The following is a 22,244-nucleotide window of genomic DNA, read 5'->3' on the forward strand; positions in this document are numbered from 1 at the left end:
ACCCCGCGTTCAAGCGCGCGGGCGCAGGCGCGCGCTGGTAATCGGCGGCCTTTCCGGGTATGGACGGCGCGACGACTTCAAGGGAGCGACGGCGCCAGTGACGCGCAACGACACAGCCCAGGCACGCAGCGCGCGGCGCGGCCCGACCACGTCGGTGCTGCTGGCCGCGACCGTGACCGTGCTGGCGCTGCCCAGCGGCGTGCTTGCCTTCGCGACCGGCTTCGACCCCGCGCCGAGCGACGGCGCGAGCGCGAGCACCGAATTCCTGCCGGCAATGGTCGATCCGCGGCTGGCGCGCTCGATCTCGGTGCGCACGCTGTCGAAGGGGCGCTTGTTCCAGTTCACGCCGGCGGCCTCGCCGATGCGGCCCGACCGGTCGGTCACGATCGCCGTCCGGGTCGAGCCAGGAATGGCCGGCAAGCTGATCGCCAGCCGCGCCGCGGCGCAGGACGGCGGCGGCGCCGGCGCCCTGCGGATCGCGCCCAACTCCTACAGCCTGGGCGCGTCGCGCGGATACCAGGGCTTTGCCCTGGGCGCGGTGCGCAAGGGCGAAACGCCCGACTTGTCGGCATTCCGCCCCAGCCCGGGCGCCGCATCCGATCCGGCGCGCTTCATCCCGCGCCTCGCCCTGGACGAGCGCGAGAAGACCGGCCGCCTGGCCCGCACGCTGGAAGGCCAGGGCGAACAGACCGTCGACGTGGGCGGCGCCTATCGCCTGACGCGCAACCTCGATGTCACCGCCGGCGTGCGCTACCGCTCCGACCGCGACCGGCTGGCGGTGCCCGCCGATCCGCGCCAGGACAGCCAGGCGGTCTACGTCGGAACCCAGTTCCGCTTCTGATTCGACGCGCATTTCAGCCCGGGTCGCGGCTTGCGCGGTCGGCGCCGCTTGCCTAGCGTGCCTTCCGGCGGTCCAGCCGAAACGGGAGACATCTGATGGGTCGAGTGGCAATCGTCACCGGTGGTACGCGCGGCATCGGCGAGGCTATCTGCAGGCGGCTGCAGCGCCAGGGCCACACCGTGGTCGCCAACTATGCCGGCAACGACGCCAAGGCGAAGGCCTTTTCCGACCACACCGGGATTACCACCTACCGCTGGGACGTCGGCGATCACGAGGCCTGCCTCGACGGCTGCGAGCGCGTGACCAGCGAGGTCGGCCCGATCGACATCGTCGTCAACAACGCCGGCATCACCCGCGACGGCACCCTGCACCGGATGAGCTTCGACGACTGGAACGAAGTGATGCGCATCAACCTGGGCGGCTGCTTCAACATGGCCAAGGCGTGCTTTCCCGGCATGCGCGAGCGCGGCTGGGGCCGCATCGTCAACATCGGTTCGATCAACGGCCAGGCCGGCCAGTACGGCCAGGTCAACTACGCCGCGGCCAAAAGCGGCATCCACGGCTTCACCAAGGCGCTGGCGCAGGAAGGCGCCAAGTTCGGCGTCACCGTCAACGCCATCGCGCCCGGCTACATCGATACCGACATGGTCGCCGCGGTGCCGCCCCCGGTGCTGGAGAAGATCGTCGCCAAGATCCCGGTCGGCCGCCTTGGCCAGGCCGAGGAGATCGCCCGCGGCGTCGCCTTCCTGACCAGCGAAAACGGCGGCTTCGTGACCGGCTCGACGATGAGCATCAACGGCGGCCAGCATATGTACTGACGGGTAGCGGGGGCGGCGCCCCTGCCCCCCCTCGCCGGCACGGCGGCTACTTCCACGCGAACAGCAAGCGTCCCGGCCCCACCTGCTCGAGCACGTCTTCGATGGCTTCCTGCGCCACCGCGAAGCAGCCCTGGCTGCGCCCGATCAGGCCCTGTGCCTGTGCCATCGCCGCGCTGACGTAATCCGCGCCGTGGATGACGATCGCGCGCGGGGCGGCGAAATCGTTCTCGGGGTCGAGCCCGACCAGCCGGCGCGACCGGCCGTGCTGACCGACATAGGTCTCACCGGTCAGGTAGGCCCCGCGCGACGACGCTTCCGAATCGGGGACGTTGGAAAAGCTTTGCAGCCAGCCGCTGCGCGCCGGGTCCGAACCCTTGCCATGCGCCACCAGGTAAGACCGGACGTCACCCCCGGCGATGTCGACGATGTGCAGCCGCGCTTCCCGCGAAGCCTGGGAGAAATCGGCCACCGCGATGCGGTCGCGGTGCGCGATCCGCCCCGCATGGCGATCGAGCGCCGCCATAGCCCGCGGGTATAGCCGCGGCCGCGCAAGATCGGGCGCGGCCGGAAACGCGGCGGCGGGCGCCGGACGGGGCGCACCCGTCCCGGGCATCGACGACGAGCGCGACAGCATCGGCAGCGCCGCCGCGGCGGCGGTCAGGCCCGCTCCGGCCAGGAAACGCCGCCGCGCCGCGTCGTGATGGATGTCGAGACCGGTCATGCCGGCGCCCCATGGAACACCAGACCTGACCGCAGGCGGAGCGTCTCGTTGTGAAATCGACAGGTTTGCGTTGCCGCCTAGCCGATCATCACGCCGACCACCTTCCATGCCCCGCCTTCGCGCATCAGCGTCACGGTCTCCACCACGTCGCCCCTGGATGCGAAGCGGGTCGTGAACTTGACCAGCCGGTAACCCTGCGGCGTGGGCACCAGGTCGTTGCTGAGCAGGCGCCGGCCCGTCACCGCGCCAAGAGGCGCGCGGACCTTTTCGGACACCGCCTGCCAGGTTGCCAGCGTGTTGGCCTGGCGGAAGGCGGCGGTCGTCCCGGCATAGCTGCCGGCCCAGTCGGCACGGTCGATCATTTCCAGCCAGCTGCGCGCGGCGGTTTCGATCTGTGCGCTCTCGACCTGCGCGGTATCGTCGCCGGACGGCGCGGCGGACGGCAGCGAAGGGGACAGCGCGCTCAGCGCCAGGGCGGCAAGAACAACGGTCATGGCAAGCACTCCCAAAAGGGCCGGCAGGCTGCGCAGGCGCGTCCTTTCATCCGGCGATACCGGGTGCTGCGCCGCGTCAGCCGCCGGGGCATCCCCCAAAGGCTTGTCTCCAGGCGATTGGGGGGCCTCCCTGTCCTGCAACATCCGGCCGGCCTCGCGGCTGCTGGAAACCGAAAGCTTGCGGCGCGCGTCGCGGAGCCGCTCGTTGACGGTGTGGACGGATAGCCCGAGGTGGCGCGCCATCGACTTGGCATCGTAGCCGCGCACGACCAGCCGCAGCGTCTCCTTTTCCTTTTCGCTCAGCGCGGAAAGGCCGTCTCTCCCGGGATCGTCGCGTGCCATGGCGGCGCCGGTCTAGATCGCGGCCCACGCGCCGCCCACCCCAAAAAATTCGTACTCGCGCCCGCTAGCGGGGGCATAAGGCGCGCATGGCGAGCATCTATCACCCCCCGGTCAAGCGTTCGGTCGAGATTGCCGGTCACAAGACTTCGATCAGCCTCGAGCCGCTGTTCTGGGATCGCCTGCGCGATGCCGCCGCGCACGAGGGCGTGCCGATCAACGCCCTGGTGGCGCGCATCGATGCCGAGCGAATCGGTGCCGAAACCCCGCCGGGATTGGCGGGAGCGATCCGGTTGTGGCTGGCGGCGCAGGCCGGCTAGACGCGGCTGGTCCCTGGTGGCGCACGGTCCGCCCCGGTTTGGCGGGGCTTCGCGGGCCAAACCGCGCACCGGGCAACCTTGGGTTCAGTCCCGCGTTCTACCCTGCGACAGATTGCAAGGAGATAGAAAGATGCGTCGCATGATGCTGGCCCTCGGGGCCTTTTCGCTGGCGGTTCCCGCCCAGATGGCCATCCCCGCCTTCACGCCCAAGGCCGAGGCGGCCACCAAGCGCACCTATTCGGGCACCACGCGCGTCCACCGCGTGTGCCGTTACACCAAGGCCCGTACCGGCCTGATCGCGGGCGGTGTCGCCGGCGCCGTTATCGGATCGAAGGTCCTGGGCGGCGGCCTGGTCGGCGCCGCGGCCGGCGCGGTTGGCGGTGCCCTGGGCGGCCGCGCGATCGAACGGGCGGCCACGCGCAGCAAGCGGTGCCACTACGTCCGCTACTGATTTGACCGACGCGAACATGGCGGGCGGTTCGACCTTTTCCCGGTCGGGCCGCCCGCTGCGTTGGCGCGCCGCGCTGCTGGCCGGCGCGATCGAGGCGGCGGTTGTGATCGCCGTGGTCAAGGCGCTGGGCTTCGATCCGGCCGTAACCCCAGACAAGCCGCTGACCAGCCTGTCGCTGTTCACCCCCGAGCCGAGCGACGCGCCGCCGCCGCCTCCGCCACCCCGCAACGATCATAAGGCCGCCGGCAAGGCTGCGCCGCCTGCGCTGAAGGAAAAGGCCGCGGCCGTGGTGGCGCCGCCGGTGCCCCTGCCAACGCAGACGATGCCCGCCGCGCCGGTTCCCGGCGTGGGCGTGATGCCGCGCAACGGCGCAGCGCCCGTACCGGGTCCCGGCAGCGGCGCGGGCGGCGTGGGCAACGGCACCGGTTCGGGCGGCAACGGCAACGGCGATGGTGCAGGCGGCGAGGAGCCGGAACTCACCAGGGGGCGCATCGACGACAAGGATTATCCGTACGACGCGCTGGCCCAGCGCGCCCACGGGCTGACCCGGACCGAGATCTTCGTCAGCGCACAGGGCCGGCCGACCGGCTGCCGGGTCCTGAAGTCGAGCGGGTTCGCGCTCCTCGACGACCAGACCTGCCGGCTCGCGCTCAAGCGCTTTCGCTTCAACCCGGCGCGCGACGCTGCCGGCCATGCCATCGCCGGCAGCGTCTATTACGAGCAGGAATGGGAGCTCGGCCGGGTCGAGTGATGCCTAGTAGGCGGGCGGGTCGCTGGCCGGAAAGCTCTCGTCGCTGGCCTCGTCGACCCGGTCCCAGGTCGGCAGGTCGCTGCGCATCGCCTCGGGACCGGCATCGCGAACGCGCGCGAAGTTGCCACCCGTACCGCCGCCGCTGGCGAAGGCGACCGGCGGCGTTTCGTCCTGCCTGGCCTTGAGCAAGGTATAGATCCCGTATCCCACCGCGCCCAGCGCGGCCAGTCGTCCCAGCATCCTGACGTCTCCTGTGTGTGCCTGGATGCAACGGACGGGCGGGCCGGATTGATCCCGGCCGCGCCCCTTAATCGTCGCCGACGCGTTCGATCGCCGCGCCGACCAGAGCGAGCTTCTCCTCCAGCCGCTCATAGCCGCGATCGAGGTGGTAGAGGCGGTGGACCTGGGTCTCGCCCTCGGCAGCCAGCCCGGCGATGACCAGGCTCATCGACGCACGCAAGTCCGTCGCCATCACTTCGGCGCCGGTCAGCCTGTCGACGCCGTGCACGATCGCGGTGCGCCCCGTGGTCTCGATATGCGCGCCCATCCGGGTCAGCTCGGGGACGTGCATATAGCGGTTCTCGAAGATCGTCTCGTTGAGCACGCTGGTACCCTCGGCCTTGCACAGCAGCGCCATCAGCTGGGCCTGCATGTCGGTGGCAAAGCCCGGATAGGGCGCAGTCGACAGCGTCAGCGGCTTGATCGGCCCATCGATGCCAACGCTAAGCCCGCCCTTGCCGGGCTCGACCGTGACGCCGGCATTGCGCAGCGCGTGGATCGTCGCGCTCATGTCCTCGGCCCTGGCGCCCTTGAGGAACACCTCGCCGCCGGTGATCGCCGCCGCGCAGGCATAGGATCCCGCCTCGATCCGGTCGGGCATGACGTGATGCGTGGCGCCGTGCAGGCGGGGCACCCCGTGCACCGTCAGCTCCGACGTGCCGATACCTTCGATCTGCGCGCCCATCGCCGTCAGCAGGTTGCACAAGTCGACGATCTCGGGCTCGCGCGCAGCGTTGAGCAACCGGCAGGTGCCGCTGGCGGTCGCCGCCGCCATCAGCGCGTTCTCGGTCGCACCGACGGAGACCACCGGGAAGTCGAACTCGCCGCCCGGCAAGCCGCCATCGGGGGCGACGGCGCGGACGTAGCCGGCCGCCATCTCGATTGCCGCGCCGAATGCTTCGAGCGCCTTCAGGTGCAAGTCGATCGGGCGGTTGCCGATCGCGCAGCCGCCCGGCAGCGACACGGTCGCCTCGCCCATGCGGGCCAGCATCGGGCCCAGCACCAGGATCGAGGCGCGCATCTTGCGCACCAGTTCGTAAGGGGCGACCGAACTGGTGATGCGCGGCGCCTGCAGCGTCATCACCCGGCCGAAATCCTCGGGCCGGTTGCCGGCGATCGTGGTCGAGACGCCGAACTGGTTCATCAGGTGCTGGAAACCGTCGATATCGGCCAGCCGCGGCAGGTTGCGCAGGGTCAGCGGCTCGTCGGTCAGCAACGCGCAGGGCAGCAGCGTCAGCGCCGCGTTCTTGGCACCGGAAATCGGGATCGTGCCCGACAGGCGCTTGCCGCCCGCAATGATGATCTTGTCCATGGGCGGGCGGTTTAGCCGGAATCGCGTTGGCGGCAAGGTGGGCGGCAAAGTGAGCGGCAATGTCGGCAGGAAGGCCGCCGGCCGGACGACACCGGATTGACCGGCAACGCACAGTTGCTAGCACATCGACCATGGCCAAACCGATCCGCAAAGCCGTCTTCCCCGTCGCCGGTCTCGGCACGCGGTTCCTTCCCGCCACCAAGGCCATCCCCAAGGAAATGCTGCCGATCATCGACCGGCCGCTGATCCAGTACGCGGTCGACGAAGCGCGCGAGGCCGGGATCGAGCAGCTGATCTTCGTGACCGGGCGCGGCAAGACTTCGATCGTCGAGCATTTCGATCACGCTTTCGAACTGGAAGCGACGATGACCGGGCGCGACAAGTCGCTCGACGTGCTGGAGCCGACGCGGATCCAGCCGGGCAACCTGGTCACCGTGCGCCAGCAAGTGCCGATGGGACTGGGCCACGCGATCTGGTGCGCGCGCGCGATCGTGGGCGACGAGCCGTTCGCGATCTTCCTCCCCGACGAACTGATGATCGCACACGCCGCCGGACACCCGAGCGGATCGACCGGCTGCATGAAGCAGATGGTCGAGGCCTATGAGGAGGTCGGCGGCAACCTCATCTCGGTGCTCGAAGTGCCCGAGGAGGAGGTGTCCAGCTACGGCGTGATCGCGCCGGGCCGAAGAGGGCTTGGGCGCGACGGTGCGCTGACCGAGGTGACCGCCCTGGTCGAGAAACCCAAGCGCGAGGAAGCGCCGTCCAACCTCATCATCTCGGGCCGCTACATCCTCCAGCCCGAAGTGATGCGGGTGCTGGAAAACCAGGGCAAGGGCGCCGGCGGCGAGATCCAGTTGACCGACGCGATGGCGCGCATGATCGGGCAGCAGCCGTTCCACGCGGTGACCTTCGCCGGGCGCCGCTTCGATTGCGGCAGCAAGGCCGGTTTCGTCGAAGCGACGCTGACCCTGGCGCTGGAGCGCGAGGACATGGCCGACGACGTGCGCGCGATCATGCAGAAGCTCGCGTAACCGCACGCCAGGCCGCGTCGGGCCAGGGTCAGAGGCCCCAGACCCAGGCGATCAGCGGCGTGCCCGCCAGCAGTACGACCAGCGACAGGGGCAGCCCCAGCCGCCAGTAATCGCCGAAGCGGTAGCCGCCCGGTCCGCGCACCAGGGTGTTGCACTGGTGGCCGACGGGGGTGAGGAAATCGCTGCCCGCCCCGGTCGCCACCGCCATCAGGAAGGCGTCGGGGTTGAGGCCGAGCTGCCTGGCGAGCGCGACCCCGATCGGCGCCAGCACCAGCACCGTCGGCGCGTTGTGCAGGAACGGCGAACAGACCATCGCCGCCAGCATGATCCCGCCCAGCACGATGATCGGTGCGGCGTGGCCGAGCAGGCTTGCCAGCGCGTGACCTGCCAGCGCAGTGCCGCCATTGGCCTGCACCGCTTCGGCCAGCGGGGTCAGCGCGCCGATCAGGACCAGCACTTCGGGCTCCAGCGCGCCATATGCCTCGCGCATGGTCAGCGAACCGAACACCACCATTGCCACGGCGGCGACGAAAAAGCCGATCGCCACCGGCACGACCTTGAACGCGATCGCCGCGATCGCGATCGCCAGGATCAGCAGCGGCAGGTAGCGGCGGCGCGGGTCGCCGACGGTAACCGTCCGCTCGGCCAGCGGCAGCAGGCCAAGGTTGCCGAGCGCGTCGGCAAGGTTCGATTCGCCGGCCTGGACCAGCAGCAGGTCACCCGCGCGCAGCCGCACGTCGGCAATGGGGCCGTCGACCCGCTCGCCACGGCGGCTGATGCCGAGCAGGCGGATGCCGTGCCCGGTTTGCAGCGCCAGTTGGCGCGCCGTGCGGCCGACCATCGGACTGCGCGGTTCGAGCACCGCCTCGGTACCGACGAGATCCTCGCTGGCGGCGGTCTCGACGCGCTGCGATTCGCTCACCGCCGAAAGCGGCGTATTGGCGAACAGCGCACCCAGCGCCGCATCGTCACCTTCGAGGAGCAGCTGCATGCCCGGCGCCAGCGTCGCGTCGGGTAACGGTCGGCGCGGCTTGCCGTCGGCGCCGACGAGGCCGATCAGGCGAACGTCGAACTTGCCCAGTTCGAGCGAGCTGATCGTGGGACGGGCGCCGGCGTCCCAATCGTCGGGAATGGTCGCCTCGGTGGAGAACAGCGTCGCCGCGGACACTTCGGCCAGGCTGGTATGCGGGGCGCGGTCCTTGGGCAGCAGCCGCCAGCCGAAGCTCAGGAACACGAAACCGACCAGGGTCAGCGCCAGCCCTACCGGCGCGAAATCGAACATCTGGAACGGGGCGCCAAGCTCGTCCTCGCGGACCTGGCTGGCGATGATGTTGGTCGAGGTGCCGACCAGCGTGACCAGCCCGCCCAGCAGCGAAATGAACGCCATCGGCATCAGCAGTGCCGAGGCCGAGGAATCCTTGCCCCGGCCCATGCGGATCGCCACCGGCATCATCGTGGCCAGCGCGCCGACGTTTTTCGTCACCATCGCGAACAGCCCGGTCACCGCGGTCAGGACCGGCACTTGCGTGCGCGGCGTGGTGAGACGGGCGGCGATCGGGCGCAGCAGCGGTTCGATCACCTGGCTGCGGCTGATCGCGGCGCTGACCACCAGTGCCGAGGCGATGATGATGACGACATCGCTGGCGAACCCTTCGAACGCCGCCTTGGGCGCGACATCGCCCAGCAGCACGGCCGCGGCAAGGACGACAAGGCTGACCAGGTCGTAGCGAAAGCGCCCCCAGGCGAAGAGCGCGATGGCGACGCCGATCAGCGCGAACGATTCCCCCTGTGCGAACGTCACGGCAAACCCCTCAAGACAAGACAAAGCCGACCAGGACGACCAGCGCGACCAACGCCAGGAATCCGTTGAAGAAGACCAGCAGCCAGCTGGGCAGGGCGCGGACATCGGGGCGCGGCGGCGGCGCGCCCTGGTCGAACTGGCGCCAGACACCGGCGAAGAAGCAGAACACCGCGAACAGTTCGAGCACGCCGGCAGTGCCGCTGGCCATCCAGGCGGGAACCGTATCGCCAAGCAGCGCCTTGGCGCCGATGCCCGATGCCAGCGCCGCCAGCCCGGTGCGCATCCACGCGGCATAAGTGCGTTCGGCCGCCAGGATCGTGCGGTCCGCGGCCAGCTCGGTGCGGCGGTCGGCGCTGTCTTCCTGTGCTACCGCGCTGGTCTTGAGGGTCCGCGCGCTCGACGCGAGCTTCTCCTGCGCCTGCGCGGCGCGTTCATCCGTCCCCTGTGCCATCCGCGGCTAAATGCGCGGCGGCTGGCTTGGTTGCGTCAGGCCTTGTTCTTGGCGTCCTTGGCGCGGGCGATCGCCTCGACCACGATCCGCTTCGCTTCCTCGGCATCGCCCCATTCGCCGATGCGCACCCACTTCTCGGATTCCAGGTCCTTGTAGTGCTTGAAGAAGTGCTCGATCTGCTGGAGCACGATCGAGGGCAGGTCCTGCCGCTCACCCACGTCCGAGTAATAGGGGAACGTCGTGTCGACGGGGACGCAGATCAGCTTTTCGTCGCCGCCATGCTCGTCTTCCAGCTTGAGCACGCCGATCGGGCGCGACCGCACGACGCAGCCGGGGATGAACGGGCTGCGCGCAATGACCAGCGCGTCCAGCGGGTCGCCGTCGGGCGACAGCGTGTGGGGCACGAAGCCATAGTTGGCCGGATAGCGCATCGGGGTGTGCAGGATGCGGTCGACGAACAGCGCCCCCGATTCCTTGTCGAATTCGTACTTCACCGGTTCGCCGCCGGTGGGCACCTCGATGATGACGTTGAGGCTGTCGGGCGGGCTTTCCCCGGTGGGAATCTTGTCGATCTGCATGGCCGCGCCCTTAAGGCCCCGCGTGCTGCGCCGCAACACGATTTGCGCCGTCAGCTTCCGCCCAGCGTGTTAATCGTGAAGGCGATGACGCCGATGTTGAAAATAAACGCCGCGAACGAATGCAGCAGCACGACGCGGCGGATGGCCGGCGCCGTGATCGCCACGTCGCTGGTCTGGAAGGTCATGCCCAGCGTGCAGGCGAAATAGAGAAAATCGCCGTAGTCGGGCGCATTGGTGCCGGGAAAGTCGAGCCCGCCGGCATCCTTCCCGGTGCGCGGTTCGGCGCTGTAGAAGGCGTGGGCGTAATGGGTGGCGTAGACGGTGTTGGCGAACAGCCAGATCAGCACCAGCGTGACCACCAGCTTCGCCATGGCGAGCAGCTCGTGGTGCTTGGCGCCTTGCAGTTCGCCGGCGATCGCGGCCATCACCACCAGCGTCACGACCGTGGTGACGATCAGGATGACGCCCCGGTTGGCATCATTTTCGGCGGCGTGTTCGCGGATCGTCTTGCTTTCGGCGTGGCGCAGGACCGGCGCCAGCGAAAGCAGGAACACCAGCGCCGCGCCGTCGAACGCCAGCGCCGCCGCGTCTCGCCAATCGCGCGCGATGCCGGACATCGTCAGCGCCGCGAACAGCGACGGCATCAACACCAGGCAAATCAGGAAGCGCGGCGGGGCCAGGCGATTGCCGATGGTGGCGGCGCGCCTGGCCCCGGCCTTTGCCCTGGCCCTGGTTTTCGTCTGGCCCCGCGCGGTCATGCGCGCTGCCTTACTTCGCCTTCGTGCGCGGCGCCAGCAGGCGATCGAGGCCGTTGGGCGCAGTGCCCGGGGTCGCCTTTTCCAGCCACGGGAAGCGCAAGCCGCCATGATAATCGACCGGCACGGTCAGAAACCGGTCGCCGCGCTGGACCAGCAACTGGATCGGGTCCTTGCCGGTCCTGGCCGCGGCCACCGCCGCCTTGATGGCATCGCCGTCATAGGCGATGCCGTTGACCGCCACGATCTTGGTGCCGTTCACCAGCCCCGCGTTGAACGCCGGCCCGTCCCACAAGGTGCCGGCGATCTTGCCGTCCTTGTCGATGTTCATGCCCAGCGAATAGGTCAGGTTGGTGTTCTTGCCATCGGCCATGCGCCCGGCCTCGTACGGGTTGGGCGTGTCCTTCCAGACCAGCTTGTAGCCGGCCTTGGCGATGCCGTTCAGCGGCGCGGGCTGGCCCGGGGTCTTGATACGCGTGGTCAGGAACGTGGCCCAGTCATAGGGGTAGACGCCGTTCAGCGTGCGCACGACCTCGTCGAAATCGTAGGTCAGTTCGCCCCAGTCGCCGTCGCGCACGCCGAAGAAGGCCTTGGCGAAATCGTCCAGCCCCCTGGCGCCGCGCGTGCCTTCGCGGATGATCTGGTCGGCTTCGAGCCAGACCAGCGCGCCCTCGACGTAATAGTCCTCCGACCGCGTGAGCGAGCCGTAGGGCAGCGGCTTGCGCTTGTTGATGATGGGGTCGTTGGTCGTATCCTCGACGTCGCGCCAGGCGCGGCCGGGCTGCCCCTCGGCGTACGTCGCGGCGGCGTTGGCCCACTGGCCCAGCACGGTGTCCTTGCTTTGCACGCCCGAACGCGCCGCCAGGACATAGCCCCAGAACTGGGTCTGCCCTTCGTAGACCCACAGCAGGCTGTTCTGCATCGGGGTGCGGTAATCGGGCGTCCACAAGTCCGCCGGGCGGCGATACTTGCCATCCCAGCTGTGCGTGAATTCGTGCGGGATCACGTTGTGGTCCCAGTCCATCTTGTCCCAGTCGGTCCACGACTTGGGCTCCATCTGGTTCTCGCTCGACCGATGATGCTCCAGCCCGATGCCGCCCATCCGGTCGGTCAGCGCCAGCAGGAAATCGTAATGGTCGAAATGGCGCGCCCCGAAGGTCGCCAGCGCCTCGCTGACCAGGTTGCGGTAGGTCTGCATCTTCTCCGGCTTGATCGCCAGCAGCTCCGGCTTGTCGGCGATCGCGTCCATCGACACGCCGTGGCCAAGGTCGGTGCGCTGCGCATAGAGCCCGGCGAAGATCGGCGAATCGACCAGCGTATCGTAGCGGGTGGCATCCCAGGTCAGCCGGTTGCCGCTTTGCGCCTTGCCGTCGAGCGCGGTGTAGACCGTCCAGCCCGCGGGCACGGTGACGGCAGGCTTGATGGCGATCTGGCGAACGTAATGCCCGGCGGGATAGAGGCTCATCTTCTCCCACTGCAGGTTGAGCATCTCGCGCGTCATCGTCACCCGCCCTTCGGACCCGGTGATGGGCGAGGTGTGGATGAACCTGGCGGTCACTTCGCTGGTGCCGGCCGGAACCGCGACGTGGAAGGCGAAGACGTCGACCGGATCGCGTTTCCAGGTCAGCGGCTGGCCGCCGGCGGAAAAGCGGATGTCGTTAAGCAGGTTGGCGGCGCCCTCGGGCGCATGGTTGCCGGGCAGCCACTTGGGCAGCAGCAGTACAAGGTCGGTAGTGCCGGGCTTGACCGGGATCGTCTCGGTCACGCGGTAGAGACCGCGGTTCACGTCGGTGGCATCGATGTCGAGCATCAGCGTGCCGGGATAGGGCGCGTCGACCTCGGCCGGGATGGTATCGGTGATCGCCGCCGCCTGCGGGGCCGAGGCGGCAGGCCCGCGCTGGTCAACCGCAGGTCCGCTCTGGGCGAAGGCGGCGGCCGGGACGAGCGCGGTGGACAGAAGGGCGATTGCGAGCGTGCGACTGATCGTTTTCATCATCTGTCCGTTCGTTGCGTGCCGGGGATGAACAAGTGCCTAATCGACGAGCGGCTTTCGCCGCCCTGCCGAAAGCGTTAAGCGCCCGCGCCATGGCAGGTTCCAAAACAAGCGTCACGACCCCGGCAGCGATCCGCGGCACCCAGGACATCTTCGGCGCCGAGGCGGAGGCGTTCGCCTTCGTCGTCGAAACGTTCGAGCGCGTGCGCAAGCTCTACCGCTTTCGCCGCATCGAGATGCCGGTGTTCGAGCGGACCGAGGTGTTCAGCCGCTCCATCGGCGAGACGACCGACGTGGTGTCGAAGGAAATGTACTCGTTCCTCGACCGCGGCGACGAGTCGCTGACCCTGCGGCCCGAGTTCACCGCCGGAATCGCCCGCGGCTTTCTTACCAATGGCTGGCAGCAATACGCGCCGCTGAAGGTCGCCACGCACGGGCCGCTGTTCCGCTATGAGCGTCCGCAGAAGGGGCGCTACCGCCAGTTCCACCAGCTCGACGCCGAGATCATCGGCGCGGGCGAGCCGCAAGCCGACGTCGAGCTGCTCGCCATGGCGGACCACTTGCTCAACGAGCTGGGCATCGCCGACGGCGTCACCCTGCACCTCAACACGCTGGGCGATGGCGCCAGCCGCGATGCCTGGCGCGATGCGCTGGTGGCCTATTTTCGCGACCATGCCGGTTCGCTGTCGGAAGACTCGCAAGACCGCCTCGAGCGCAATCCGCTGCGCATCCTCGACAGCAAGGACCCGCGCGACCAGGCCTTCGTGGCCGACGCGCCCAAGATCGACGATTACCTGTCCGCCGAGGCGCAGGCGTTCTTCGGCACGGTCTGCGAAGGGCTTGCCGCCGCCGGGGTGGATTACACCCGCGCGCCCAGCCTGGTGCGCGGCCTCGATTATTACCGCCACACCGCCTTCGAATTCGTCACCGACCGGCTCGGCGCGCAAGGCACCGTGCTGGGCGGCGGGCGCTACGACGGGCTTATCGAGACCCTGGGCGGCGCACACACCCCCGCGGTCGGCTGGGCTGCGGGTATCGAACGGCTGGCGATGCTGGTGGGTGAGCGCGGCGATCCGGCTGCGGACGTCATCATCGTGGTCGAGGACGAAGGACGCCTGGCAGACGCGACCAAGGCGATCGGCGTGCTGCGGCAAGCCGGTTTCAGTGCCGACCTGGTCGCCACCGGCAGCCCACGCAAGCGCTTCGACAAGGCATCGAAAATGGGTGCCAAGGCGCTCGTCTCATTTGCCGAGGGTGCCCCCCGCGTGCGCGGCGAACGCGCCAGCGAGATCGAAGCGCTACTGGCATGACCATCCCCGACGATCGCCTGTCGCAAATCCGCCACCGATTTGCCGAGCTGGAAGCGCGGCTGGCCTCGGGCACGCTGGAGGGGGAGGCATTCGTCGCCTCGAGCCGCGATTATGCCGAGGTTGAACCTGTTGCGCGCGCCGCAGAGGCGGTTCAGGCGATGCGCGGCGAGCTGGCCGAATTGCGCGCGCTTGATGACAATGACGCCGACATGAAGGCCCTCGCCGCCGAGGAGGTCGCCCGCCTCGAGGCCGAGCTGCCCGCCGCCGAGCAGGCGCTCGCGATCGCGATGCTGCCGCGCGATTCCGCCGATGTGCGCCCGGCGATGCTAGAAATCCGCGCCGGCACCGGCGGCGACGAAGCGGCGCTGTTCGCCGCCGACCTGTTCCGCATGTACCAGGGCTATGCCGCGCAGCAGGGCTGGCGGGTGGAGCCGATCAGCGTCGCCAGCAACGACCTGGGCGGCTACAAGGAAATCGTCGCCAACGTCACCGGCACCGGCGTGTTCGCCAAGATGAAGTTCGAAAGCGGCGTCCACCGCGTGCAGCGCGTGCCGGTCACCGAAAGCGGCGGCCGCATCCACACCAGCGCGGCGACCGTGGCCGTCCTGCCCGAGCCGGCCGAAGTCGACGTCTCGATCGACCAGAACGACCTCAAGATCGACATCTACCGCTCCTCCGGCGCCGGTGGCCAGCACGTCAATACCACCGATTCGGCGGTGCGGATCACGCACCTTCCCACCGGCATCGTCGTCGCCATGCAGGACGAGCGCAGCCAGCACCGCAATCGCGACAAGGCGATGCAGGTGCTGCGTGCACGCATTTACGAAGCGCGCCGCGCCGAGGTCCACGGCGCCGAGGCCGAGGCGCGTAAGGCCATGGTCGGGTCGGGCGACCGGAGCGAGCGCATCCGTACCTACAACTTTCCGCAAGGGCGCGTGACCGACCACCGCATCAACCTGACGCTGCACCGCCTGCCCGAAGTGCTCGAGGGAACCGGCCTTGGCGAGCTGGTCGACGCGCTGATCGCCGAGGACCAGGCCAAGCGGCTGGCGGCGATGGGTGACTGAGGCGGTCGGTGCTGCGCTGCGGCGCGCCGCGGAGCGCATCGGCGTCCCCTGGGCACGCACCGATGCCGAACTGCTGATGGCGCACGCGCTGGGCGTTTCGCGCCAGGCGATGCTGCTGTCGCACATGCAGGCGCCGGTGCCGCCCGGCTTCGCGGCGCTGCTGGCGCGGCGCCTAGACCACGAACCGGTGGCCTACATTCTGGGCGATGCCGAGTTCTATGGCCGCACGTTCGCGGTCTCGCCGGCGGTGCTGATCCCGCGCGGCGACAGCGAAAGCGTGATCGCGGCGGCACTGGCGGCGGCGCCGCAGGCGCGCAGCGTGCTCGATTGCGGCACCGGATCGGGCATTCTCCTGCTGACCGCCCTGGCCGAGCTGCCCGCGGCCCGCGGCACCGGCATCGACCGCAGCACGGCGGCGCTTGAAATCGCAGTTACCAACGCCGCGGCGCTGGGGCTCGAGGATCGCGCGCGCCTGCTTTGCGCCGACTGGACCGAACCGGGCTGGAGCGACGCGCTCGGCCGGTTCGACCTCATCCTTGCGAACCCACCCTACGTAGAGGCGGACGCCGCGCTCGATCCCTCGGTACGCGGGCGCGAGCCCGACGGCGCGCTGTTCGCGGGTCCGGATGGACTGGCCGACTACCGCGTGCTGGTGCCGCAAATCCCCGCCCTGCTGGCGCCGGGCGGCGTGGCGGTGATCGAGATCGGGGCCAGCCAGGCCGCTGCCGTGGCCGCCATCGCGGCTGCAGCAGGCCTTTCCGCACAGGTCCACCGCGACCTTGGCGGCCGCGACAGGGCTGTGGAAATGCGGCCAATATCGTCGTCCTGACGCACTTTTCCCTTGGCGAAAGCGCCGCAAGCGCCTATCTCCGCCGACAGGACCAGCGCCCGGATGCCGTATCGCAGCATCCCGCCGGTTCACTCCGACATTCGCATCAGGCGTCGCGGCACAGTTGCTTCGCACCAGGCGGATAACGGGACCACGGGCTCTCGGGAGGGCTGTGGACATAGGGTCATGCGGCCATACCGCCCGGGGGAAACCGATGGCGGCCGCCGCCTTGAAGGACTTTACCCTTGAACAACAACAATCGTGGTAACAATCGCCGGCGCGGCCGGGGCAATCGTCCGGGCGGCGGCGGCAATGGTCAGCAGCTCAATCGGATCGACAGCCGGGCGCGGGGCAACGCCCCCCAGTTGCTGGAAAAGTACCGCAAGCTGGCGCAGGACGCGCACCTCAACGGTGACCGGGTCCAGGCCGAATATTACCTCCAGTTCGCGGACCACTATTTCCGCGTCCTTGCCGATCAGCGCCTACGCCAGGAAGAGCAGCAGCGCGGCGGCCGCGGCAATGACCGCTCGCAGGACGACGGCGGCGATAGCGGCGACGATGGCGATTTCGGCGACAACAACGATTTCCCGAGCTTTGACCAGCCGTACCAGCGCCGCGAACAGCAGGACGATCGCCCCCAGCGCGAGGAGCGCCCCGCGCGCGACGAACGCCCGGCCCGCGAAGAGCGTCCCCGCCGCGAGGATCGGCCGCGCCGCCAGGAGCGCCCCCAGCGCGAGGTCGAAGTGGCCGAGGACGAAGCACCCCAGCCCGCCGCGGCGGACAGCGCCAATCCCTACGAGCCGCCCGAGAATCCCTTCGTTCGCGGATCGCGCGGGTTGAAGCCGCGCCGCGCCGACCGTGCTGCACCTGCGGGCGACGCCGGTAACGACAGCGACGGCGCACAGGTGTTCGACCCGGCTTCGCTGCCCCCGTCGATCGCCCGCAAGCCCGTCGAAGCGGATGACAGCTCCGACACCGGCGAAACGGCCGAGGCGAAGCCGCGCCGCCGCGCGCCCCGGCGCAAGCCGACCGCCGACGACGCGGTCGAGGCCGTGGCCGACGCCTGAGCCTAGTTGTCGAGCGGGCCCTCGGCCCAGTCGACTTCGACCCACCACTCGTTACGGCGCAGCGGCCCCGGCACGATCGGGGCGTTGTAGCCGGCGAATTCCGGTTCGCCGAGCGCCAGCAGACCCCGGCTTTCGACCCAGTCGAGCAGTGCCTGGCGTTTTTCGGCCACAAGGTCGCGGTCGCTGGAGCGGCCGGCGAAGCGCACGGCTGCGACCATGCGTCCGGGAACTTCGCTGATTTCGACATCGCCACCGGGCGCGGGCAGCCGCGATCGCGGCATGTCGGCCGGAAGTCCGAAGCGGACCTGCCACTTGTCATCCAACGGCGCGGCCGAAACCGGAACCGTCATCGCGATCCTGGCATCGCTGCGCGCATCGGCACGCCCGCCGGGCTTGGCGAAAATGTAGGCCGCCAGCGATCCGAACGCGCGTTCCATCGCCTCCGACAACTGACCGGCGCGAGTCACCGTGGCGACGGTCAGCGGGCGGTAGCGTCGCAGACTGAAAGCGCCGTCGGTCTCTACCACCGCGTGCGCGGCCTCTTCCTGGCGGCGCTCGTTGATGAAATAGGCGGCGAACCCGCCCGCGGCGATCAGGCCCGCCCCGGCGACAACGGCGCCAAGGCGCCCTCCGATCCGGCTGGCGGCGGTGCGGCGGTGCAGCGGCAAGGCGGCGGCAAGCGACATATCGGCTCTCCTCGGGAAACGTCACGCTCTACCGGTGGCAAGTCGCGTCGGAGCCATGCGGTTCCAGCGCGCTTGCGCGCCCGCCGGCGAGCCGCCACAAGCCCGCAGCGATGACTGTCCTTTCCCGACCGGCCGCCCTTGCGCTTGCGCACCCCCGCGTGGCGGCGCTCGCCCTTGGTGCGGTTGCGGCGCTCGGGTTTCGCCCGTTGATGCTGTGGCCGCTGACGCTGGCAGCGATGGCCGCGATGTTCGCGCTGGTGGCGCAGGGCGGGTGGAAGCGCGCTGCGGGTCTGGGATGGCTGTTCGGCGTTGGCCACTTCACGATCGGCAACACCTGGATCGCGACCGCCTTCGGCTTCCAGGCGGCGATGCCGGCCTGGCTGGGCATGATCGCGGTGGTCCTTTTATCGTTCTACCTGGCGGTCTTCCCGGCGCTGTCGTTCGCAGCGGCACGGGCGCTCGCGCCCAACGGCAAGGTGGCGCTGGTCTATGCCGCCGGGGCCTGCTGGATCGTCGCCGAGTGGCTGCGCGGCTGGGTCTGCACCGGCTTTCCGTGGAATCCGCTGGGAGCGGTGACGCTGGGCACTTATGCCCACCCCGGGCTGGCGCGGATCGTGCCCTGGCTTGGCACGTACGCGCTGTCGGGCCTGGTCGCGCTGCTGGCGGGAGGGCTCTGGATCGCAGTGGCACGCGGCAAATGGACCTTGGCGATCCTGCCATTGCTGCCGTTCCTGCTGCCGCTGGGCGGCGATTCGCGCCCGGGAACGCTGCCGGTAACGCTGGTCCAGCCCGACATCGCGCAGGAAACGCTCGACGACCCGGCTCGCTACGAAGAGCATTTCCAGCGCACGGCGGCGCTTTCCGCGCCGAAGGACGCGCGCCAGCGACTGGTGCTGTGGCCAGAAAGCGGCGTCCCCGACTATCTGCGGCCCGGCTATCCCCACGGCGCTTACGACGCCACCACGTTCGGCGGCGATCCCGCGGCCGCGCGGGCCCGGCTCGGCCGGGTGATCGGCCCGGGATCGCTACTGATGACGGGTACGGTCGACCTGGCGTTTGCCGGCGACCGGCTGACCGGGGCGCGCAACGTCGTCACCGCGCTCGATGCTTCGGGCGCGATCATGGGCGGCTATGCCAAGGCGCACCTCGTTCCCTACGGCGAATACCTGCCGATGCGCACGCTGCTGGAACCGATCGGGCTGTCGCGGCTGGTGCCCGGCTCGATCGATTTCCTGCCCGGTCCCGGCCCGCAGACGCTGGACCTCGGACCGTGGGGCAGGGCAGGCATCCAGGTCTGCTACGAGATCGTCTTTTCTGGCCAGGTCGTCGACCGCGCCAACCGGCCCGATTACCTGTTCAACCCGTCGAACGACGGCTGGTTCGGCGCCTGGGGACCGCCCCAGCACCTTGCCCAGGCGCGGCTGCGCGCGATCGAGGAAGGCATGCCGATCCTGCGTGCCACCACCACGGGCATCAGCGCGGTGATCGACGCCAAGGGCGCGGTGCGCCGGTACCTGCCCAGCGGTTTGCCCGGGCGGATCGATACGACGGTGCCGCCGCCTGCACCGCCGACGCTGTTCGCGCGGCTCGGCAACGCGCTGCCGCTTGCCTGGGCGGCGCTTCTGGCGGTGCTGTCGCTGGTTGCCAGCCGGCGCCGGCTTGGCTAAGACCGGGCTGACATAAAGAAACCTTTATATGAGCATCCAGACCATGCGCAGCGATTACCTGTTCACCTCCGAAAGCGTTTCCGAAGGCCATCCCGACAAGGTCGCTGACCAGATCTCGGACGCGGTCGTCGACCTGTTCCTGGGTATCGACCCGGAAGCGCGCATCGCCTGCGAAACGCTGACCACCACGCAGCTGGTGGTGCTGGCGGGCGAGATCCGCGGCAACGGCATCATGGACGAAGCGGGTAACTGGGCCCCCGGAATTCCCGAGAAGGTGGAAGCCGCCGTGCGCGAGACGGTCAAGCGCATCGGTTACGAACAGGACGGCTTCCACTGGGAAACGCTCCGCTTCGAAAACAACCTGCATCCCCAGTCCGCCCACATCGCGCAGGGCGTCGACGCGGGCGAGAACAAGGAAGAAGGCGCGGGCGACCAGGGCATCATGTTCGGTTTCGCCTGCGACGAGACGCCGGACCTGATGCCGGCCACGCTGGATTACAGCCACAAGATCCTCGCCCGGATGGCCGAGGATCGCCACTCGGGCGCGGCCCCGTTCCTCGAGCCTGACGCCAAGAGCCAGGTCACGTTGCGCTTCGAAGGCGGCAAGCCGGTTGCCGCGACCGCGATCGTGGTCTCCACCCAGCACGCCAAGGGCTATGACCAAGGCGAGCAGGAAGCCGAACTCAAGGCCTACGTGAAGAAGGTCGTCGCCGACGTTCTGCCTGCCGAGCTGATCGGCGACGAAACCGTCTATCACATCAACCCGACCGGTTCGTTCGAGATCGGCGGCCCGGACGGCGACGCCGGCCTGACCGGCCGCAAGATCATCGTCGACACCTATGGCGGCGCGGCCCCGCACGGCGGCGGCGCGTTTTCCGGCAAGGACCCGACCAAGGTCGACCGCAGCGCCGCCTACGTCGCGCGCTACCTGGCCAAGAACCTCGTCGCTGCGGGCCTGGCCACGCGCTGCACGATCCAGCTCGCTTACGCAATCGGCGTATCGGAGCCCCTGTCGCTTTACGTCGACACGCATGGCACCGGGACCGTTTCTGACGACAAGCTTGAGCAGGCGATCTGGAGCGTGGCGCAGGCCAGGCTCGGCGGGCTGACCCCGCGCGGCATTCGCACCGGGCTCAGCCTCAACAAGCCGATCTATTCGCCCAGCGCCGCATACGGCCACTTCGGCCGCAAGGCCGAGGGCGATCTGTTCCCGTGGGAAAAGACCGACATCGCCGGCGCGCTGAAAACCGCCGCGGCCTGATCCTCCAGCCGCCGCCGCGCCTTCAGGCGTAGGCGGCGGTGTCCTCGTCAGGCCAGCGCGTCATGCGCTCCCGGCCCGAATCGAGGAACAGCGACGGGATCTTGGCCAGCATCAGTATCTTGTGAATCGTCCAGTCCGCGGCGCGCTCGTTCCAGCGGGCGGTCGCCCGGCCCTCGCGCTCAAGCCACCGCTGGTAGGGCAGGAAATGGTCGGGCTCGTCCTTGTGCACGATCTCGAAGATTTTCTTCATGATCGGATCGCCCTGGATGACCCTGTTCTTGAGCAGAATTTCCACCTGCGCATAGCCGCGCTGCTCGGTCAGCATGATAACCCGGCACAGTCGCTCGAACTCGTCGGGCGTTTCGACGATGTCGTCGGTATCGAGTTCCTCGATCGAGCAGCGGAACACCCATTGTATAAAACGGTCGATGTGGCCGACGCCGCGATCGACGACCAGCGGCATCCGCCCGCGCCGTTCGAACCAGCGGCGAAACATGACGTAATGCTTGTGCTCGTCGGCGCGGTGCTTCTCGATATCGCGCTGGAATTCCAGGTCGTCCGGACAGCGCGCACGCACTGCCTCCAGCACGCGGTCGAGCGAGGTGTACCCGCGATGTTCGTTGTAGATGTAAACCGACGCCAGAACGTCGAGATAGCGTTCGCGGAAACCTGAAATCGGCAGCATGGACCCTCGTCTGGCAAATCTGCCTAGCCTGATTGGAGGGAACGCACCGCCGGCACGCGCAGTTCCCCAAGTATCCGAACGGTTTCCCCGATCAGGTCAGATAGTGGGCGGTCGTCCGCCCGGCGACGTCGTCCGCGCTCACCCCCGGGGCGAGTTCGATCAGGCGAAACGGTGAGGCGTGGTCCGAGCGCTCGAACACGGCCAGGTCGGTCACGATCATGTCGACCACGTTCTTGCCGGTCAGCGGTAGCGTGCATTCGGGCACGAACTTGGCGCCGCCGTCCTTCGAATTGTGCTCCATCACGACGATGATGCGCTTGACGCCGGCGACGAGATCCATCGCCCCGCCCATGCCCTTGATCATCTTGCCGGGCACCATCCAGTTGGCGATGTCGCCCCTCTCGCTGACTTCCATCGCGCCCAGCACGGTCAGGTCAATATGGCCGCCGCGGATCATCGCGAACGACTGCGCACTGTCGAAATAGGCCGAATGGGGCAGTTCGCTGATAGTCTGCTTGCCGGCGTTGATCAGATCGGCGTCGACCTCGTCCTCGTAAGGGAACGGCCCGATTCCGAGCATCCCGTTTTCCGACTGCAGCGTCACGGTCATGCCGGCGGGAATGTTGTTGGCGACCAGCGTCGGGATGCCGATGCCCAGGTTGACGTAGTAGCCGTCCTTGAGCTCACGCGCGGCGCGCGCAGCCATTTCATCTCGAGTCCAGGGCATGTCGGGACGG

24 protein-coding genes are annotated in these 22,244 nt (G+C 68.8%); 12 read left to right on the plus strand and 12 right to left on the minus strand.

Annotation, left to right across the window (positions count from 1 at the left end; all coding sequences use genetic code 11):
- Nucleotides 1-97 precede the first annotated feature (97 nt).
- Both ACOYW6_RS10260 and phbB read left to right on the plus strand, forming a co-directional pair.
- Complete coding sequence (locus tag ACOYW6_RS10260; protein ID WP_423141215.1) at nt 98-841, plus strand: hypothetical protein; 744 nt, start codon at nt 98-100, stop codon at nt 839-841.
- Between the two features lie 95 nt (nt 842-936).
- Nucleotides 937-1,659, plus strand: a complete 723-nt coding sequence (gene phbB, locus ACOYW6_RS10265; RefSeq protein ID WP_423141216.1) for an acetoacetyl-CoA reductase — start codon at nt 937-939, stop codon at nt 1,657-1,659.
- A 46-nt stretch (nt 1,660-1,705) separates the two neighbouring features.
- On the opposite strand, the gene ACOYW6_RS10270 is transcribed toward phbB, so the two are convergent.
- A complete protein-coding gene (locus ACOYW6_RS10270) occupies nt 1,706-2,380 on the minus strand; it encodes a murein L,D-transpeptidase catalytic domain family protein (protein ID WP_423141217.1) in 675 nt (224 codons plus the stop codon).
- A 77-nt stretch (nt 2,381-2,457) separates the two neighbouring features.
- Entirely contained in the window at nt 2,458-3,216 is a 759-nt protein-coding gene (locus ACOYW6_RS10275; RefSeq protein WP_423141218.1) for a DUF4019 domain-containing protein, read from the minus strand.
- Between the two features lie 86 nt (nt 3,217-3,302).
- On the opposite strand from ACOYW6_RS10275, the gene ACOYW6_RS10280 reads away from it, so the two are divergent.
- From ACOYW6_RS10280 to ACOYW6_RS10290, 3 genes are all read left to right on the plus strand, one after another.
- Entirely contained in the window at nt 3,303-3,533 is a 231-nt protein-coding gene (locus ACOYW6_RS10280; protein WP_423141219.1) for a ribbon-helix-helix domain-containing protein, read from the plus strand.
- Between the two features lie 130 nt (nt 3,534-3,663).
- Nucleotides 3,664-3,984, plus strand: coding sequence for a hypothetical protein (locus tag ACOYW6_RS10285; protein WP_423141220.1), 321 nt, complete (start codon nt 3,664-3,666; stop codon nt 3,982-3,984).
- 1 nt (nt 3,985) lies between these two features.
- Nucleotides 3,986-4,735: an energy transducer TonB gene (locus tag ACOYW6_RS10290; protein WP_423141221.1), complete on the plus strand. Its 750-nt coding sequence runs from the start codon at nt 3,986-3,988 to the stop codon at nt 4,733-4,735.
- A 3-nt stretch (nt 4,736-4,738) separates the two neighbouring features.
- On the opposite strand, the gene ACOYW6_RS10295 is transcribed toward ACOYW6_RS10290, so the two are convergent.
- Nucleotides 4,739-4,975 (minus strand): hypothetical protein, encoded by a 237-nt coding sequence (locus ACOYW6_RS10295; protein ID WP_423141222.1) that lies wholly within the window; start codon nt 4,973-4,975, stop codon nt 4,739-4,741.
- Between the two features lie 67 nt (nt 4,976-5,042).
- Nucleotides 5,043-6,326, minus strand: coding sequence for a UDP-N-acetylglucosamine 1-carboxyvinyltransferase (gene murA / locus ACOYW6_RS10300; protein ID WP_423141223.1), 1,284 nt, complete (start codon nt 6,324-6,326; stop codon nt 5,043-5,045).
- A 131-nt stretch (nt 6,327-6,457) separates the two neighbouring features.
- On the opposite strand from murA, the gene ACOYW6_RS10305 reads away from it, so the two are divergent.
- Nucleotides 6,458-7,357 carry a UTP--glucose-1-phosphate uridylyltransferase gene (locus tag ACOYW6_RS10305; protein WP_423141224.1) on the plus strand — a complete coding sequence of 300 codons (900 nt, stop codon included), beginning with the start codon at nt 6,458-6,460 and terminating at the stop codon, nt 7,355-7,357.
- Nucleotides 7,358-7,385: 28 nt separating this feature from the next.
- Here ACOYW6_RS10305 and ACOYW6_RS10310 read toward each other — a convergent pair whose 3' ends face one another.
- The 5 genes from ACOYW6_RS10310 to ACOYW6_RS10330 are packed head-to-tail and all read right to left on the minus strand — an operon-like array spanning nt 7,386 to nt 12,935.
- Nucleotides 7,386-9,158, minus strand: a complete 1,773-nt coding sequence (locus tag ACOYW6_RS10310; RefSeq protein WP_423141225.1) for an SLC13 family permease — start codon at nt 9,156-9,158, stop codon at nt 7,386-7,388.
- Nucleotides 9,159-9,168: 10 nt separating this feature from the next.
- Nucleotides 9,169-9,609: a YidH family protein gene (locus tag ACOYW6_RS10315; protein WP_423141226.1), complete on the minus strand. Its 441-nt coding sequence runs from the start codon at nt 9,607-9,609 to the stop codon at nt 9,169-9,171.
- A gap of 35 nt (nt 9,610-9,644) precedes the next feature.
- Nucleotides 9,645-10,187: an inorganic diphosphatase gene (ppa, locus tag ACOYW6_RS10320; RefSeq protein WP_423141227.1), complete on the minus strand. Its 543-nt coding sequence runs from the start codon at nt 10,185-10,187 to the stop codon at nt 9,645-9,647.
- 50 nt (nt 10,188-10,237) lie between these two features.
- Nucleotides 10,238-10,945 (minus strand): DUF1345 domain-containing protein, encoded by a 708-nt coding sequence (locus ACOYW6_RS10325; protein ID WP_423141228.1) that lies wholly within the window; start codon nt 10,943-10,945, stop codon nt 10,238-10,240.
- Between the two features lie 10 nt (nt 10,946-10,955).
- Nucleotides 10,956-12,935 (minus strand): M61 family metallopeptidase, encoded by a 1,980-nt coding sequence (locus ACOYW6_RS10330; RefSeq protein WP_423141229.1) that lies wholly within the window; start codon nt 12,933-12,935, stop codon nt 10,956-10,958.
- 92 nt (nt 12,936-13,027) lie between these two features.
- On the opposite strand from ACOYW6_RS10330, the gene hisS reads away from it, so the two are divergent.
- The 4 genes from hisS to ACOYW6_RS10350 all read left to right on the plus strand — a co-directional run bounded on the left by hisS (nt 13,028) and on the right by ACOYW6_RS10350 (nt 17,208).
- Nucleotides 13,028-14,245 (plus strand): histidine--tRNA ligase, encoded by a 1,218-nt coding sequence (gene hisS / locus ACOYW6_RS10335; RefSeq protein ID WP_423141230.1) that lies wholly within the window; start codon nt 13,028-13,030, stop codon nt 14,243-14,245.
- A complete protein-coding gene (gene prfA / locus ACOYW6_RS10340; protein WP_423141231.1) occupies nt 14,242-15,312 on the plus strand; it encodes a peptide chain release factor 1 in 1,071 nt (356 codons plus the stop codon). Before hisS ends, prfA begins: the two co-directional genes overlap by 4 nt.
- Nucleotides 15,305-16,141, plus strand: coding sequence for a peptide chain release factor N(5)-glutamine methyltransferase (prmC, locus tag ACOYW6_RS10345; protein ID WP_423141232.1), 837 nt, complete (start codon nt 15,305-15,307; stop codon nt 16,139-16,141). The genes prfA and prmC overlap by 8 nt, the downstream gene beginning before the upstream one ends.
- A gap of 245 nt (nt 16,142-16,386) precedes the next feature.
- A complete protein-coding gene (locus ACOYW6_RS10350) occupies nt 16,387-17,208 on the plus strand; it encodes a DUF4167 domain-containing protein (RefSeq protein WP_423141233.1) in 822 nt (273 codons plus the stop codon).
- Nucleotides 17,209-17,210: 2 nt separating this feature from the next.
- Here the strand turns inward: ACOYW6_RS10350 and ACOYW6_RS10355 are convergent, their stop codons facing one another.
- Nucleotides 17,211-17,894, minus strand: coding sequence for an SOUL family heme-binding protein (locus tag ACOYW6_RS10355; protein ID WP_423141234.1), 684 nt, complete (start codon nt 17,892-17,894; stop codon nt 17,211-17,213).
- A gap of 110 nt (nt 17,895-18,004) precedes the next feature.
- On the opposite strand from ACOYW6_RS10355, the gene lnt reads away from it, so the two are divergent.
- Both lnt and metK read left to right on the plus strand, forming a co-directional pair.
- Nucleotides 18,005-19,561, plus strand: a complete 1,557-nt coding sequence (lnt, locus tag ACOYW6_RS10360) for an apolipoprotein N-acyltransferase (protein ID WP_423141235.1) — start codon at nt 18,005-18,007, stop codon at nt 19,559-19,561.
- Nucleotides 19,562-19,604: 43 nt separating this feature from the next.
- Nucleotides 19,605-20,822 (plus strand): methionine adenosyltransferase, encoded by a 1,218-nt coding sequence (metK, locus tag ACOYW6_RS10365; RefSeq protein ID WP_423143113.1) that lies wholly within the window; start codon nt 19,605-19,607, stop codon nt 20,820-20,822.
- A 22-nt stretch (nt 20,823-20,844) separates the two neighbouring features.
- On the opposite strand, the gene ACOYW6_RS10370 is transcribed toward metK, so the two are convergent.
- Together ACOYW6_RS10370 and ACOYW6_RS10375 are read right to left on the minus strand one after the other, a co-directional pair.
- Complete coding sequence (locus ACOYW6_RS10370; protein ID WP_423141236.1) at nt 20,845-21,507, minus strand: ferritin-like domain-containing protein; 663 nt, start codon at nt 21,505-21,507, stop codon at nt 20,845-20,847.
- Nucleotides 21,508-21,598: 91 nt separating this feature from the next.
- Nucleotides 21,599-22,234, minus strand: a complete 636-nt coding sequence (locus ACOYW6_RS10375; RefSeq protein WP_423141237.1) for a CoA transferase subunit B — start codon at nt 22,232-22,234, stop codon at nt 21,599-21,601.
- Nucleotides 22,235-22,244 lie beyond the last annotated feature (10 nt).

The sequence above is a fragment of the Parablastomonas sp. CN1-191 genome (genome assembly GCF_049354825.1).
GTDB lineage: Bacteria > Pseudomonadota > Alphaproteobacteria > Sphingomonadales > Sphingomonadaceae > Novosphingobium.